The sequence below is a fragment of the Sphingobacterium sp. 2149 genome, assembly GCF_031455655.1.
Taxonomy (GTDB): Bacteria; Bacteroidota; Bacteroidia; order Sphingobacteriales; family Sphingobacteriaceae; genus Sphingobacterium.
Map to the genome: position 1 here is coordinate 158,139 of NZ_JAVDTD010000014.1, position 15,179 is coordinate 173,317.

General features: G+C 40.6%; 14 protein-coding genes. 11 read left to right on the top strand and 3 right to left on the bottom strand.

All coding sequences use genetic code 11. From position 1 onward, the window contains the following. Nucleotides 1–129 precede the first annotated feature (129 nt). The 4 genes from priA (at nt 130) to J2X77_RS19905 (ending at nt 5,800) form a co-directional block, all read left to right on the top strand. Nucleotides 130–2,613 carry a primosomal protein N' gene (priA, locus tag J2X77_RS19890; protein ID WP_310082176.1) on the top strand — a complete coding sequence of 828 codons (2,484 nt, stop codon included), beginning with the start codon at nt 130–132 and terminating at the stop codon, nt 2,611–2,613. Nucleotides 2,614–2,723: 110 nt separating this feature from the next. Further along, the gene (locus J2X77_RS19895) at nt 2,724–3,380 is read left to right on the top strand and encodes a protein-L-isoaspartate(D-aspartate) O-methyltransferase (protein ID WP_209580600.1); all 657 of its coding nucleotides are present in this window, start codon (nt 2,724–2,726) and stop codon (nt 3,378–3,380) included. A 126-nt stretch (nt 3,381–3,506) separates the two neighbouring features. Then, entirely contained in the window at nt 3,507–5,330 is a 1,824-nt protein-coding gene (locus J2X77_RS19900) for a MutS-related protein (RefSeq protein WP_209580602.1), read from the top strand. Between the two features lie 68 nt (nt 5,331–5,398). Next, on the top strand, nt 5,399–5,800 hold the full coding sequence (locus J2X77_RS19905) for an acyl-CoA thioesterase (RefSeq protein WP_209580604.1): 402 nt from the start codon (nt 5,399–5,401) through the stop codon (nt 5,798–5,800). Between the two features lie 160 nt (nt 5,801–5,960). On the opposite strand, the gene J2X77_RS19910 is transcribed toward J2X77_RS19905, so the two are convergent. Further along, nucleotides 5,961–6,338, bottom strand: coding sequence for a DUF779 domain-containing protein (locus J2X77_RS19910; protein ID WP_293883848.1), 378 nt, complete (start codon nt 6,336–6,338; stop codon nt 5,961–5,963). Between the two features lie 138 nt (nt 6,339–6,476). Next, nucleotides 6,477–7,979 (bottom strand): aldehyde dehydrogenase family protein, encoded by a 1,503-nt coding sequence (locus tag J2X77_RS19915; protein WP_310082178.1) that lies wholly within the window; start codon nt 7,977–7,979, stop codon nt 6,477–6,479. Between the two features lie 174 nt (nt 7,980–8,153). Here J2X77_RS19915 and J2X77_RS19920 point away from each other — a divergent pair, with 174 nt between their 5' ends. Then, a complete protein-coding gene (locus J2X77_RS19920; RefSeq protein ID WP_209580608.1) occupies nt 8,154–9,056 on the top strand; it encodes an AraC family transcriptional regulator in 903 nt (300 codons plus the stop codon). Nucleotide 9,057: 1 nt separating this feature from the next. On the opposite strand, the gene smpB is transcribed toward J2X77_RS19920, so the two are convergent. Then, nucleotides 9,058–9,513 (bottom strand): SsrA-binding protein SmpB, encoded by a 456-nt coding sequence (smpB, locus tag J2X77_RS19925; RefSeq protein ID WP_209580610.1) that lies wholly within the window; start codon nt 9,511–9,513, stop codon nt 9,058–9,060. A 411-nt stretch (nt 9,514–9,924) separates the two neighbouring features. On the opposite strand from smpB, the gene spt reads away from it, so the two are divergent. The 6 genes from spt to J2X77_RS19955 form a co-directional block, all read left to right on the top strand. Continuing rightward, nucleotides 9,925–11,124 (top strand): serine palmitoyltransferase, encoded by a 1,200-nt coding sequence (gene spt / locus J2X77_RS19930; RefSeq protein ID WP_293883857.1) that lies wholly within the window; start codon nt 9,925–9,927, stop codon nt 11,122–11,124. 13 nt (nt 11,125–11,137) lie between these two features. Continuing rightward, the gene (locus J2X77_RS19935) at nt 11,138–12,259 is read left to right on the top strand and encodes a hypothetical protein (protein ID WP_209580614.1); all 1,122 of its coding nucleotides are present in this window, start codon (nt 11,138–11,140) and stop codon (nt 12,257–12,259) included. Next, nucleotides 12,256–13,248 (top strand): NAD-dependent epimerase/dehydratase family protein, encoded by a 993-nt coding sequence (locus J2X77_RS19940; RefSeq protein WP_209580616.1) that lies wholly within the window; start codon nt 12,256–12,258, stop codon nt 13,246–13,248. The genes J2X77_RS19935 and J2X77_RS19940 overlap by 4 nt, the downstream gene beginning before the upstream one ends. 9 nt (nt 13,249–13,257) lie before the next feature. Next, nucleotides 13,258–13,950: a CDP-alcohol phosphatidyltransferase family protein gene (locus J2X77_RS19945; protein WP_209580619.1), complete on the top strand. Its 693-nt coding sequence runs from the start codon at nt 13,258–13,260 to the stop codon at nt 13,948–13,950. A 2-nt stretch (nt 13,951–13,952) separates the two neighbouring features. Then, the gene (locus tag J2X77_RS19950; RefSeq protein ID WP_209580620.1) at nt 13,953–14,351 is read left to right on the top strand and encodes a GtrA family protein; all 399 of its coding nucleotides are present in this window, start codon (nt 13,953–13,955) and stop codon (nt 14,349–14,351) included. Between the two features lie 590 nt (nt 14,352–14,941). Beyond that, a partial coding sequence (locus J2X77_RS19955; protein WP_209580621.1) for a hypothetical protein occupies nt 14,942–15,179 on the top strand: 238 nt, incomplete at its 3' end.

Genomic DNA, 15,179 nt, shown 5'->3' on the forward strand with positions numbered 1-15,179 from the left:
TGTATTGTTTTTTGGTTGTGATTTCGCTTATATAACAGTATCAAGAGATGTAGGTTTTGATAATCGCTAGCGTCGTTTGATCTCTTTTCGTGAAGGTTTTTTTGTACTTTTATACCATAATTTGAATTTATGTCCAATCCACAATCTACGATTTTTAGTGAAAGAGATACGCTGTTTGTTGATGTGGTCTTACCACTAGCGTTAGCAAGAACATATACCTATCGTATTCCGGCCGACTGGAACGATCGTGTGCAGCTAGGAGTACGGGTCATTGTGCAATTTGGAAGGAATAAGATCTACTCAGCGCTTGTTAAGTCAATTAGCCGGGAAGCACCAAAGCACTATGAAGCAAAATATATTTTGGACATTATCGATGAACATCCGATCGTCAATTTGGCTCAGTTCAAGCTTTGGGATTGGCTTGCCGATTATTATATGTGTAGCTTAGGTGAAGTGATGCAGGCAGCGCTCCCCGCAGCATTGAAGCTGGCCAGTGAGACCAAAGTGGTTCCTTCGATTGCTAATGAGTTTGATCGTTCTACACTCTCAGATAAGGAGTATCTTATCATTGAAGCACTGGAGGTGGCTGGCGAACTTAAGGTGAATGATATTGTGAAATTGCTGGGGCAAAAAACTGTTTTTCCTATTTTGAAGCAGTTATTTGACAAGGGAATAGTATTGATTTCTGAAGAGATTACCGAGCGATATAAACCTAAGACCAAAGCATTTTTACGTTTGGCTCCTGATTTTAAAAATGAAGATGCCAAAAGAGCGCTGCTGGATAGTCTAAATCGTGCGCCAAAACAGCAAGATGCGGTATTGGCATTTATGCAACTTGTTAAAAAAACGGAGGAGATTACACGGCCGATGTTAACCGAGGCCTCAGGCTGCGGCAACGGCGCTATTACGGCTTTGATTGACAAAGGCGTTTTTGAAATCAGAGAGAAGGTTGTCTCCCGGTTTCAGGGAGAAGATATCGAATTGGATGCCAATTTTCAATTTAATGAAAATCAGCAACGCGCTTATGATGAAATCAAGAAGTCATTTGAGGATAAGGAAGTGACGCTGTTACATGGAGTGACTGCTTCAGGAAAAACACAAATTTATATCCGGCTGATAGAACAAGCTGTCGCTGCGGGAAAATCAGCCTTGTATCTATTGCCCGAAATTGCGCTTACAGCGCAGATTACTGCTCGCTTAAAGTTGCATTTCGGCGATAAACTGGGCGTTTATCACTCCAAATTTAATGATAATGAACGTGCCGAGGTATGGCATAAAGTGATGAAAAATGAGTTTCAGGTGGTGATTGGGGCGCGTTCATCTGTCTTTTTGCCTTTTCAGGACCTGGGCATTATCATCGTCGATGAAGAACACGAAAATTCCTATAAGCAATTCGATCCGGCTCCTCGGTACCATGCTCGGGATACGGCCATTTACCTCGGATTCCTACATCAGACCAAGGTACTTTTGGGATCAGCCACACCTTCTTTGGAAAGTTATTATAATGCCAAAGCGAAGAAGTACGGTTTTGTGCAACTGCTAGAACGATACGGGAATGCGCAGTTGCCAAGTATTGAGCTGGTAAATATCCCCGAAGAAGGAAGAAAGGAAAATATGTTTTCCTATTTCTCAGGTACTTTACTCAAGGCCATTGATGAAGCTGTAAAAAATAAGGAGCAGATTATTTTATTTCAAAATAGACGTGGACATACGACCATGATTCAATGTAATACCTGTGGATTTGTCGCAAAATGTGTCAACTGTGATGTCAGCTTAACCTATCATAAGAGTTCCAATATGATGCACTGTCATTATTGCGGTCATGTGGAACCACCTTTGCGGGTATGTCCAGCCTGCGGAATGCCACATATTGAAAGCAAAGGATTCGGTACAGAACGGGTGGAGGAAGAGCTTGAGCTTCTGATGCCGGAAATTCGCATCGGCCGGTTGGATCTGGATTCCACAAAAGGCAAATATGGATTTGATAAAATTATCACAGCATTTGATGAGCATGAATTCGACGTGCTTATTGGAACGCAAATGGTAGCTAAAGGGCTCGATTTTGGAAGGGTAAGTCTGATTGGTGTTATTAACGCGGATACCATTATCAACTTTCCTGATTTTCGTTCCTATGAGCGTGCTTTTTCACTGTTTTCACAAGTTGCAGGCCGCGCTGGTCGTCGTGAAGCTGGCGGACGGGTGATTATCCAAAGTTATACAACCAAGCACAGAGTGCTTGAGCAGGTAGTTAATAACGATTATGACGATATGTTTATGACTGAAATTACAGAACGAAAAAATTATCTTTATCCACCTTTTTACCGTCTCATCCGAATTGATATTAAGCATGCTGATTTTCAAAAATGCTATGATTCGGCCAATCGTTTTGCCTCAGCATTGCGCCAACAGCTGGGAGCGAGGGTATTAGGGCCGGAACCACCATTGGTTTCACGCGTGCGCAATAATTTTATCCAGACCATCACCTTAAAGATAGAACGTACAAATATTAGTATTGCAAAGGTCAAGGAATTGATCCGTTCGGTTCTGCTGGATTTTGAAATAGATAAAAGCAATACAGGCGTGCGCGTTCAGGTCGATGTGGATCCCTATTAATCATGAGGAAATACCCACATATTCTCTTTAAAATGTGTACTGTATTGGTATTGAGTCAATTGTGATTAGTTCTGCTGAATGTGCCTTTTAAAAGGTAAATTTGAATCATCATGGCCTACAAGTTTATTGATAATTATCGGGAGAAAGGTGCCCGTAAGAAATTGGTGGAACATCTAAAAAGCCGAGGTATTGCAGACCAAAAAGTTTTAGATGCCATTGGAAAAGTACCACGTCATTTTTTCTTTGATGAAACTTTCTGGAATCAGGCTTATCGGGATATTGCATTTCCAATTGGTGATGGGCAGACAATTTCACAGCCTTATACGGTGGCTTATCAGTCCGAATTACTCCACGTAAAAAAAGGGGATAAAGTCTTGGAAATCGGGACCGGATCTGGATACCAAACCTGCATTCTAATGGAACTTGGTGCTGAAGTGTATACCATCGAGCGCCAAGAAAATCTGTATCATCGCACCATTCAGGTACTGCCCTACATGGGCTATAAACCTAATTTCTTTTTGGGTGATGGCTCTAAGGGAATGGAAGAGCACGCTCCTTATGACAAGATTATCGTGACTGCGGGCGCACCATTTGTGCCAGAGGTGATGTTAAAGCAATTGAAAATGGGCGGAATTTTTGTGATCCCTGTCGGAGATGAAAAGTCGCAAAAAATGGTCACCATTATCCGGGTAGGTGAAAATGATTTTGACCGTATCGAACTGGATACTTTTCGTTTTGTTCCTTTGGTGGGAGACCAAGCTTGGTAAAGCCATTCAAGCGGCTTCGATGTGCATCTCCAAGGTCTCAAGCGCCTATGGCCCCTCCTTTTATAAAAAAAACTGATAAGATCCTCGATTAAATTAAAATGAAGTGAAAGACTAAATATTCACGTTATGACTCCAACATCAATATTATATGATCAGAAGCATCAAGAAATAGCTTCAACCGTGCTCAAGTTAAATAAGCAAGTCAACACATTGAGTTTGTCGCGTCTATTTGTAATCCTGGGAGGGGGAGCGTTATTATTTTATACCTTTCAGCTCGAAAGTCTGCCTTTGGTCTTTTTCTGTTTTTTTTCATTGTTATTTTTGTTCGCTTATCTCGTGCGGAAGCAGAGCAAGCTGGAGCTTCAGAAAAATTATTTTGAAGCTTATCTTAAGGTTTTGGCAAATGAGCAGGCGATGGCAGAAGGAAAATTAAATATGTATGATCATGGCCAGCATTTTGAGGATGGGGGTCATCCGTATAGCGCTGATATGGATGTCTTTGGAACTTATTCTTTATTTGCCCAGATAAATCGTGCAACTACAAAGCAGGGAATCGATCTTTTGGCTTCATGGCTTGATAAACCGCTTCAAAAATATCAGATTCTGCATAATCAGGAAGCGACTCAGGAACTGGAAAACGAATCGGAGTGGATTTGGGATTTTCAGGCTAAACTGTTGGCGAACCTGAACCATAAGCTGGACATCAAGGCTTTCCTGACAAATTACTTTCAGGATCGTAATTTTCAATTCGGCAACGGTTTTATGCGTTTCTATATCAAAGCAGGTCCCATTCTCTTTTTACTTGCTTTAGCCGGAAGTTTTTTTGTTCCAAAGTTGGCTGGAATTGCAACATTATTGGGCTTGTTCCATATCCTTTGGGCATTAGCCAAAGCGGGAAGTGTGGGGCTGTTTTCCTGTCGAATAGACAAGATCGGTGCTGTCCTAGGCTCTTATGCCGAAGCGATTCAATCGATTGAAAGCAAGGAGTGGAAGTCCTCTTCCATGCTGGGGATCGCCGGGGAACTTAAACAGCATCAAGGTGCTGATTCCATTTCCCTTGCATTTAAAAAGCTTGCAGGTCTAATTAACAATCTGGATGCCCGCAATAATGTCTTTGTTGGTATTTTTTTAAATTTATTTCTGCTTTGGGATTTTAGGCAGGTATTGGCAATTGTTGACTGGAAGAATAAATATGAGCATGAAATTTTAACTTCATTCGATACTTTGGCAAAGGTAGAGGCGGTAACGAGTCTTGCTATTTGGAAGCGAAATCATCCGACCTATATTGATCCGATAATTTTGGATAACCCATTGCAAGATAAGATTAATGCGCAAGGATTATATCATCCCTTGATCCCGATCGATCAGGCAGTTGCCAATGATTATAACAGTATGGATCATCGTATTGCTTTGGTAACAGGATCCAACATGGCTGGTAAAAGTACCTTTCTGCGTACTGTGGGCATAAATGCCATTTTGGCCTATGCTGGAGCGGCTGTTGCAGCAACATCTTTTCAGCTGCCGATTTACAAACTGATATCCTATATGCGGATCAAAGATAATCTGAATGAAAGTACGTCGACCTTTAAGGCGGAACTGAATCGGATGAAATTCATATTAGATACAGTGTCTCTACACAGCGATAGCTTTTTTCTGATTGATGAGATGTTACGGGGTACAAATTCGGTGGATAAATACCTCGGTTCGCGGGCGATCATAAAGAAATTGGTGCGGTTAAATGGTAAAGGTATGGTGGCAACACATGACTTACAGCTGTCTAGTTTACAGGAGGAATTTCCTCGAGATATCAAAAATTATCATTTTGATATTCGTGTTGATGAAGGTCAGATGCTGTTTGATTATAAGCTGAAGATTGGCGAGTGCAAGATATTCAATGCGTCGCTCTTATTGAAGGGTATCGGTGTGGATATCAATGAAAATATGGAATAGAAATGACTCAACTGAAATGAGATTAATTTACATTTGTCCCCTCTTAAATCCACTAAATAAAACAATAAATGACTTTACAAGAACGTATTGATTTGTCTGAAACACATGTTTGTACAACTGTTTTTCCGTTTTTGACAAATCATCACGATACTTTATTCGGCGGCAAGGCAATGTCCATTATGGATGAAGTGTCGTTTATGGCTGCAACACGATTTTGTCGCAAAACGTTGGTCACTGTATCAACAGATCGTATAGACTTTAATAAAGCTATTCCCTCTGGAAGTATTATAGAAGCTATCGCAAGAGTTCAGCATGTAGGCCGGACCAGCTTAAAGGTGAAGGTCGAGATATTTTTGGAACATATGTACAAGGAGGGCAGAGAGCTGGCAATAGAAGGTGTTTTTACATTTGTTGCTCTGGATGAAAGCAAGCAGCCGATCCCTGTGCTTGAAGGTTTGGATATTGAATAGAATTCGATGTCTCTTTTTAGGGTACGAGACGAAATTCTGAACATTTATAACATGGAAAAAGGACCGTAATCAAGGTCCTTTTTTTTGTGGAGAGATCGATCTAAGAATTTCGATCGTCGTCTCCGATAGGGTTGTGATTCTATGGATTTACGTGTTTTTTCTATTCGTTTCTCTTGACGGGGCTTAAATTATTGAGCTCTTCTGATGTAAACAGTCTGTAGTGAACTTTGAAGGTTTTACCCAATGGCGTTTCCAGCGAGAAGCCCCCCGGGCCAAATCCATCCAGTACATCTAATGTAAAATGTGCATGTTTCCAGTATTCAAAGAGATCGCGATCAACCCAGAATTCATAGCCTTCCGCTAGTCCGATCATGGCGTCATTTGTACGGGGGAAGTAGCCTCCTTCTTCAAAGCACTGCGGTTGAGTCCCCTCACAGCAGCCTCCTGCTTGGTAGAACATTAATTTACCATGTTTTGCTTCAAGTTCATGAATAAGATCTTTTGCTTTATCCGTAACGTCTAGTCTATTTATCATCATAAAATTGGATCATGTTTTTTTAAAATTAGCCCCCATCAAATTTAGTGCGAAAGATCGATTGCGTGTTTAAAGCGTACCAGGCAGCATGGCGTTTAACGATACCACCTGGTACGGCGTTAGCTTACTCTTAAACTTCTGTTAGAAGAAACCAAGTTTTTCTTTGCTGTAGGAAATCAGCATGTTTTTAGCCTGTCTATAGTGTGCGAGCATCATTTTATGATTTTCCCGTCCGATACCAGACTGTTTGTATCCACCGAATGGAGCTCCAGCAGGGTAGGAATGATACTGATTTACCCAAACACGGCCCGCCTGAATAGCACGTGGAACCTGATAAAGCTGATGCGCATCTCGGGTCCATACACCAGCTCCTAGTCCATACATCGTATCGTTGGCGATGGCAATTGCTTCCTCCTCATCTTTGAAAGTAGTGACCGCCAGTACTGGTCCAAAGATTTCTTCCTGGAAAATCCGCATTTTATTATTGCCTTTGAATAGGGTAGGCTTAATGTAGTAGCCGTGTTCAAAGCCCTCGCCAACATTGTTTTCATCGCCACCGGTCAAGACTTCTGCTCCTTCTTCTTTGCCTAGTTTGATATAGGACATGATCTTGTCTTTTTGGATTTTTGATGCCTGAGCGCCCATCATGGTTGATGGATCTAATGGGTCTCCGACTTTGATCTTATTGACCCGATCAACGACTTTCGCTATAAATCTATCGTAGATATCTTCCTGTACCAATAAACGTGAAGGACACGTACAAATCTCTCCTTGGTTGAGTGCAAATAGCACCGCGCCTTCTATCGCTTTGTCCAAAAATGCATCATCGGCATCCATCACCGAACTGAAGAAAATATTGGGCGATTTTCCGCCGAGTTCGAGTGTTACTGGAATGATATTTTCAGTGGCATACTGCATCACCAAACGGCCTGTTGCTGTGGATCCCGTGAATGCTGCTTTGGAAACTTTTGGATTGGTGACTAAGGAGCGACCAAGTTCGGCACCGAAACCATTGACGATATTAACCACTCCGGCGGGAATCAAATCACCAATTATTTCCATCAGGATAAGAATAGATGCCGGTGTACTTTCAGCGGGTTTTAGTACAACGGTATTCCCTGCTGCAAGCGCTGGAGCTAGTTTCCATACCGCCATTAGAATCGGAAAATTCCATGGAATAATCTGTGCAACTACCCCGATTGGTTCGTGTACAATCAAGGATACGGTGTTACTGTCAAGTTCACTTAGGGAACCTTCCTCAGCACGGATTACACCCGCAAAATATCGAAAATGATCAATTGCTAATGGGATGTCAGCATTTAGCGTTTCGCGTACCGCCTTACCGTTGTCTATGGTTTCAACGGCGGCGATATATTCTAGATTCGCTTCAATGCGGTCGGCGATTTTATTTAGGATGATGCTCCGTTCAGTAGCTGAAGTCTTTCCCCAAGTTTCAAAGGCTTTAGCAGCAGTATCAACAGCTAGATCCAGATCTTCTTTTGTGGAATGGGCAACTTGTGTAAATACCTTTCCGTCTACTGGTGAGATGTTATCAAAATATTTTCCTTGTACTGGTGCGACGAATTTACCACCAATGTAGTTGTCATATCGTTCTTTGAACGATGGCCTTTTAATTGCGCTCATATGGTTTATTTTTAATTATTTTTATTCCCTTCTTATCAAAGTTAGCCAGCAATTATTCAATTCCGTAGCAGTATCGATCCAAAACATAGCACGATTGTTTCAAATGGATGAAAACCGACGTTCCATTTATTTTGTTATATTTGATCTAAAGCCATTTTATTTAATTGGTACATCATGGGAGACAGGACGTTAATTCATACATTGCCATTTTCTCAGGCTCGGGAATTGAGTACATTAGTGGAAAACCGACGTGCATTCACGTTAGATAGCCTGGAGCTTAATATCTACGAAACGTATCGTGTTTCGCAACATGTACCCCTGTGTTTCGATGATCTCGTTATGATTAATATGATTCAAGGGAAGAAGATCATGCATTTGGATCATATAAAGTCTTTTGATTATCTGCCGGGGCAGATGATGGTATTGCCCGCCCTTGTTGGCATGCACATCGATTTTCCTGAAGCAACTTTGGAAAAGCCTACGCAGTGTACTGCTTTGACAATTCATAAAGAGAAGATAGCAGCAGTTTTGGACTATTTAAATGAATTTTATCCCAAAGAGCAGGTCAATCAGTGGCGTATTGATCCCGACCTTTTTCATCTCTATAATTCTACGGAGCTCGCGGACTTAGTGAACAAGTTATTTCAGATCATTATCAGCGAAAATCCGTTAAAAGATGTGCTCGCCGATCTCGCTTTTAAAGAGCTTACAATTCGGTTATTGCAGTCTCAGTCATCGATTGCATTGAAAATTGGTAAATCGCCCAACAAGATTCTGCTACATTTGCAAGAGTTTATTCAGAATCATATTACGGAGAAAATCACAATGGCACTGCTCGAACGGACTGCTCACATGAGTAAGGCGAGCCTTACGCGGATGTTTAACCGTGAGTTAGGACTTAGTCCTATGGAGTATGTGATCCAACAGCGTATTGAGGTAGCGAAAAAGATGCTTTTGCAAACCCGCAATGTTAAGGAGTCTTGCTATGGTGCAGGGTTTAATGATGTCAACTACTTTGTTCGGCTTTTTAAAAGCAGAGTAGGCATTACGCCAGGTGCATATGTCCTGGCGCGTTAACCTAGAATTTCATTACACGGTCAAGTTCACGCTTGACATCTCTTTCTTTGATGTTTTCCCGTTTGTCAAAATCCTTTTTACCCTGTGCCAAGGCAATTTCAACTTTAGCAAAACCACGCGGACTGATAAAAATACGTAAAGGGACAATGGTAAAACCACGTTCTTCCCCCTTCTCTTTCAATTTTTTTAATTCTCTTTTTGTCAATAGCAGCTGACGGTCCCGTTTTGCCTCATGATTATAGAAAGAACCCATGGAGTATTCGGCAATGTGCATGTTACGAATGTAGAGTCCGTCTTCAAAAAAACTGCAGAAACTATCGTTAATATTTGCCTTACCCTCGCGGATGGATTTTATTTCTGTTCCCAATAGCCGAATTCCTGCTATGTACTTGTCTAGTAAGTGATATTCAAAAGAAGCTTTTTTATTTTTTATATTGATATCTGAAGATAAAGCCATATATTGTTGTATATTAGTAAGTCTACACCATTGCTATTGCAATGAACCTAAATGTAACTAATTATAGGATAATTTAAAGTTCGCAAATATAATTATTAAAATTGTCTTATTTTAAAGTAGAATTATGTGGAGGGATGTTAGCGGAGTATTAAAATAAAATTAACTGTTTTGGACGATGTGTTAAAAATATGACTAAATTTAAGTGAAAGTCAGATTATGTTTTCGTATGTTTGCAACGTTTTTTTGGAATTATTGTGAATATATACAACGTAGAATTTTAGCTTACATTGTGGATATAGCAGATTTTTCATCGGAGACCGAGTTTTTTATATAAAAGTCCAATTCGATAATTTTGTTTGTTACAATAACATCTAAAAGTTAGAAATAGTTTTAGAAATACCTTTTTATCGCATGAGTAAAGGAAAGTTAGGCGAAAAAATATCGCAATTTAAGATTGTTGAGGAGTTGAAAGCTAAAGGCTTATATGCCTATTTTAGACCTATTCAATCAAAACAAGATACCGAGGTAAAAATCGATGGTAGACGTGTATTGATGTTTGGTTCTAACTCTTATTTAGGGTTAACGACTGATGCACGTATTATAAAAGCAGCGCAAGACGCTTTGGAAAAGTATGGTACTGGATGTGCTGGATCTCGTTTCCTAAACGGTACGTTGGATATTCACGTAGAACTGGAAGAAAAATTATCTGCTTATGTGGGTAAAGAAGCTGCTATTCTTTTTAGTACAGGATTTCAATCAAATCTTGGCCCTTTGTCATGTCTAATGGGGCGTAATGATTATATTTTATTAGATGAACGCGACCACGCATCCATTATTGATGGTAGCCGTTTATCTTTTTCTAAGGTAATTAAATACGGTCACAACAATATGGAGGACTTGCGTGCAAAGTTATCTCGCCTACCTGAGGATAGCGCGAAGTTAATTTGTACGGATGGTATCTTTAGTATGGAGGGTGATATTGTTAATTTGCCTGAACTTACCGCTATTGCCAATGAGTTTGATGCGGCAGTAATGGTTGATGACGCACATAGTTTAGGTGTTATTGGTCACAAAGGCGCTGGTACAGCTTCGCATTTTGGGCTTAATGACGATGTGGACTTGATCATGGGTACCTTTAGTAAATCCTTAGCGTCTTTAGGTGGATTTGTAGCTGGTGATGCCGATGTAATTGATTTCTTAAAACATAATGCACGCTCGGTGATGTTCAGTGCTTCAATGACTCCAGCTTCTGTAGCTTCAACATTGAAAGCATTGGAAATTATTCAGAATGAGCCTGAGCACATTGAAAAATTATGGAAAAATACAGATTATGCCAAAGCACAGTTACTGGATCATGGATTTGATCTAGGTGCGACGGAGAGTCCAATTTTACCAATCTTTATTCGTAGCAATGAAAAAACGTTCTGGGTAACAAAAATGCTCCAAGATGATGGCGTGTTTGTCAATCCAGTTGTTTCTCCGGCAGTTCCTGCTGAAGAGTCTTTGATCCGTTTTTCATTGATGGCGACGCATACTTATGACCAAATCGACGAGGCTATTGAAAAGATGGTTAAAGTATTCAAACAAGCTGAAGTTGAAACATTAATATAAAATCTAATCGTATATGATTCAGATTATACCCGTTGAAACGAAGAAACAAAGACGGCTGTTTATAGATTTCCCTCATAGTCTCTATGAGGGAAATCCTAATTATGTGCCCGCCTTATTTCTTGAACAAAACGATTTGCTTTCCCCTGACAAGCATCCTTTTTATAAACATTCTCAAGCACAACCTTTTCTAGCTTATCGTAACGATAAAATTGTTGGCCGCATTTGTGCAATCTGGAATAACAACCATAACGCCTTTAATCATGTGAATGAGGGGCAATGGGGATTTTTCGATTGTATAAATGATCAGGAGGTCGCAAACGCATTGTTTGAAACAGCAGAAAAATGGGTTAAAGCAAAAGGTGGTGATACGATTGTGGGACCGATTAATTTGTCTACCAATGACACGGTAGGTTTATTGGTTGAAGGCTTTGATATGCCACCGGTAGCTATGATGCCCTATAATTCTCCCTATTACATCGATCTAATTACCAATTCAGGCTATGGTCATAAAGTGGACTTACGCGCATATTTGGTGATGGAGAAATCTGCTGATAAACGTTCTGTATTGCTTTTGGATAGGTTGGAGGAGCGTCTGAAAAGATCTGGTATCACCTTGCGTCAGTTCAATGTGAAAGATTTTAAAAATGAGGCGGCGAGAGTTCGGGATATTTACAATAGAGCATGGGATAAAAATTCGGGATTTGTTCCCATGACCGAAGACGAGTTTAATTATACAGCCAAGGATCTAAAAATGATCCTCGATCCACGATTTGCTATCGTAGCTGAGAAAGATGGTGAGCTTGTTGGTTTTGGTCTGGGCATACCAGATATTAACCAGATCCTGATCAAGGTGAAGCGCGGACGTTTACTTCCTACGGGAATTTTCAAATTGTTATTTGGAAAGAAAAAAATAAATTTGCTTCGCGTACTCATGTTAGGGGTGTTGGAAGACTACCGTAAACTAGGTATTGAGGCATGTTTGTATGGTCGAATTATAAAAGAATCAAAAGATTCCAATATTAAAGGGGCCGAATGTTCATGGATGTTGGAGCACAATTATATGATGAACCACGCAATTGAGCAAATGAATGGAGAATTGTACAAACGTTATCGTTTGTATCAAAAATCATTATGATAGAAAAAATATTAATCACCGGAGCGAGTGGTTTTGTAGGCTATCATTTGACAAGAGCAGCGAAGGCGGCAGGGATGGAAGTTCATGCTGCGGTGAGAAAGTCAAGTGATGTTTCAGAAATTCGCTCCGTTGTAGATAAATTTGTTTACCCGGATTTCTCTGATGAAGGATCTATCAGAGAATTGTTGGAAGCAGAAAACTATACCTATGTAGTTCATGCTGCTGCAATGACCCGCGCCAAACATGAAGAAGACCTTGAAAAGGTCAATGTTGGGTATACAAAAAATTTGGCATCGGCTTGTTTTTCATTAAAAAATCCCATCAAAAGATTTGTTTTTGTTAGTAGTTTGGCCGCTATTGGTCCCGTTCGCTATGATGCAATTCTAATCGATGAAAGTAATCCCTATCATCCAGTTACAGCATATGGACGTAGTAAGCAGAAAGCGGAACTTGTATTGAATGACTTTAAAGATTATCCAATAACAATTTTGCGACCTACTGCAGTATATGGCCCCCGTGAAAAGGATATTTTTATTCTTTTTAAAACCATGAACGGAGGTATGGACGCATATGTTGGCCGCTCGCCACAGAAGCTTAGCTTTATTTATGTCGTGGACTTGGTACAGGCCATTATTGATGCCTGTCGTTTTGACCAGGGTGGGAAACAGGTGTATAACCTCAGTGACGGACAGGTATATAGCCGTTATGAGATGGCGAAAATTTTTAAAGAGTTTAGCCAAAAGAGAATGTTTCGTATGCATATCCCTTTGGGGCTTGTGAAAACTATAGCCGTTATTTTTGAGCTTCTGTATAGGAAATCTAAAGCAATACCTGTATTATATCCGGAAAGGCTAAATGAACTTACGGCAGAAAACTGGGGCTGTGATATCGCTGCTGCCCAGCGTCACATAAAATACCAACCTAAATATGATTTGAAGAAAGGCTTAATGGAGGCATTGGCTTGGTATAAAGAAAATAAATGGCTATAATAGCAGATAATGAGTGAGTTAAAAATAAATAAAAAGCTTTTTCAGGATAGAAAGCGAACAAATATCTTAAGTGAACCCGAACAAAAGCTTATTTCGTATCTCGTTCCCCGGATCCCCAATTGGATTACTTCTGATGGACTTACAGCAATCGGATTTTTAGGTTCTTTAATGATATTGGGGAGTTTTATACTGGCCGAATACGTTGATATCCGTTATTTACTTCTAGGAATTCCCGGTTTTTTTGTGCAGTGGTTTGGTGATTCATTGGATGGACGGATCGCATTTTATCGGAATAAATCCCGTCGCTGGTACGGTTTTGCGTTGGATATTGTAATGGATTGGATCAGTACGGTTTTCATTGGATTGGGATATGTGCTTTACACTGTAGGAGATTACAAATATCTGGGATTTACGTTGGTGGCTTTGTATGGTTGGGCGATGATTATTTCTCAGCTGAGGTATAGAATTACGGATAAATATACAATAGACGCTGGAATTTTGGGTCCCACTGAAATTCGAGTGATTATTTCATTAGTCATGCTCTTGGAAGTGTTAATGCCGGGATCCATCGATTGGTGCGTACTTGTAATTTGTATTGCACTATTTGTAATTAATGCGAATGATACGCGCCTACTTCTCAAATTAGGGGATGAAAAAGATAAAGAGGATAAATTGAAGAAACAGCAGGAGGGGGATATTTAACGATGTCTTCCAAGTTTGTTACTTTTTTAAAAGCACAGCTTTCCGCCTTTTTAGGCGGATTGTTTGATTTTGGGGTATACTCAGCTTGTTATAAGTTACTTCATATCAGCGCTCCTTTTTCTAATGCTATTAGCGGTAGCCTTGGAGCTATTGTTAATTTTTTGATCAATCGTTACTGGTCGTTTGGAAGTACACAAAAGTCTGTGGGAAGCCAGCTATGGAAATTTGTAATTGTTGTTTGTGGTAGCATTGCATTGAAGTCTACAGGGATTCATTTTTTAGTGAATGTATATCATATGAATTTCCTTTTCTCAAAACTTGTTGTAGAGTTGCTCGTTTCTTTGGGTTTCAACTATACACTTCAACGTTTTTGGGTTTTTAAAACGGATGAAAAGCACTAATTTATTTCACTGTTTCCTAACGCAGCATTTCTAGCTGCTTTTAATCTCTTTTCTATTTCTCTTATTTTTTCTATCGCTGATAGGCTAGGGGGTGGCCTCACCTTGCAAGCTGGCGGTGGCTATCTTGGGCGCTTCCCCATTGCATGCCTGAATCGGATTCTGTGTGGAGCTAATACGAAGATAACACATTACTATTCTCTTATCCTTTAGTGTGGTTTTTGTTTACCTATAGCTTAGCCTTAAGTTAGGTTTAGTATAGCTTTTACCTATACTAAACCTAAACTAACCCTAACTAAACCCTAACTAAACCCTAAACTAACATATGATATGATGTAGCTTTAAATGACCTCCATTGGCCGCCCGATGCGACCATGTTTGCGGCCGTTTACGTCAGCTCGGCGCTGCCTGCTGCATGCAATCTGGGCAAGATACCGGTCATGAGCCCCGGCGGTGTGCCTTTCCACATAATTCGTCCTCTCCAGTCATTCCGTCATGGTGCAGCTGCCGGCTGCCCTATACGATCATGTTTGCGGCCGTTTACGTTTAGCTCGGCGCTGCCTGCTGCCTGCAACCTGGGCAAGATACCGGTCATGAGCCCCGGCGGCGTGCCTTTCACATACTTCGACTTCTCCAGCTATTCCATGATAGCGCAGCTGCCGGCCGCCCGCCTCCCTGCCCGCAGAACCTTTCACCGGCCATCTGTCCCTGCAGTTCCGCTCCGGGTGGGGGCTGCCGAAAAAGAATCTCCCATCTTTCCAGGCAGTTATGCCCAAAATGAAATAAATAAGAACAAAAGGCTTGGAAGTTTGTTCCTAAACTTCCTATCTT

What these genes read in the sequence shown, in the direction of transcription:
- priA (WP_310082176.1), top strand. Translation starts at nt 130, where the DNA reads ATGTCCAATCCACAATCTACGATTTTTAGTGAAAGAGATACGCTGTTT.
- J2X77_RS19895 (WP_209580600.1), top strand. Translation starts at nt 2,724, where the DNA reads ATGGCCTACAAGTTTATTGATAATTATCGGGAGAAAGGTGCCCGTAAG.
- J2X77_RS19900 (WP_209580602.1), top strand. Translation starts at nt 3,507, where the DNA reads ATGACTCCAACATCAATATTATATGATCAGAAGCATCAAGAAATAGCT.
- J2X77_RS19905 (WP_209580604.1), top strand. Translation starts at nt 5,399, where the DNA reads ATGACTTTACAAGAACGTATTGATTTGTCTGAAACACATGTTTGTACA.
- J2X77_RS19910 (WP_293883848.1), bottom strand. Translation starts at nt 6,338, where the DNA reads ATGATGATAAATAGACTAGACGTTACGGATAAAGCAAAAGATCTTATT.
- J2X77_RS19915 (WP_310082178.1), bottom strand. Translation starts at nt 7,979, where the DNA reads ATGAGCGCAATTAAAAGGCCATCGTTCAAAGAACGATATGACAACTAC.
- J2X77_RS19920 (WP_209580608.1), top strand. Translation starts at nt 8,154, where the DNA reads ATGGGAGACAGGACGTTAATTCATACATTGCCATTTTCTCAGGCTCGG.
- smpB (WP_209580610.1), bottom strand. Translation starts at nt 9,513, where the DNA reads ATGGCTTTATCTTCAGATATCAATATAAAAAATAAAAAAGCTTCTTTT.
- spt (WP_293883857.1), top strand. Translation starts at nt 9,925, where the DNA reads ATGAGTAAAGGAAAGTTAGGCGAAAAAATATCGCAATTTAAGATTGTT.
- J2X77_RS19935 (WP_209580614.1), top strand. Translation starts at nt 11,138, where the DNA reads ATGATTCAGATTATACCCGTTGAAACGAAGAAACAAAGACGGCTGTTT.
- J2X77_RS19940 (WP_209580616.1), top strand. Translation starts at nt 12,256, where the DNA reads ATGATAGAAAAAATATTAATCACCGGAGCGAGTGGTTTTGTAGGCTAT.
- J2X77_RS19945 (WP_209580619.1), top strand. Translation starts at nt 13,258, where the DNA reads ATGAGTGAGTTAAAAATAAATAAAAAGCTTTTTCAGGATAGAAAGCGA.
- J2X77_RS19950 (WP_209580620.1), top strand. Translation starts at nt 13,953, where the DNA reads ATGTCTTCCAAGTTTGTTACTTTTTTAAAAGCACAGCTTTCCGCCTTT.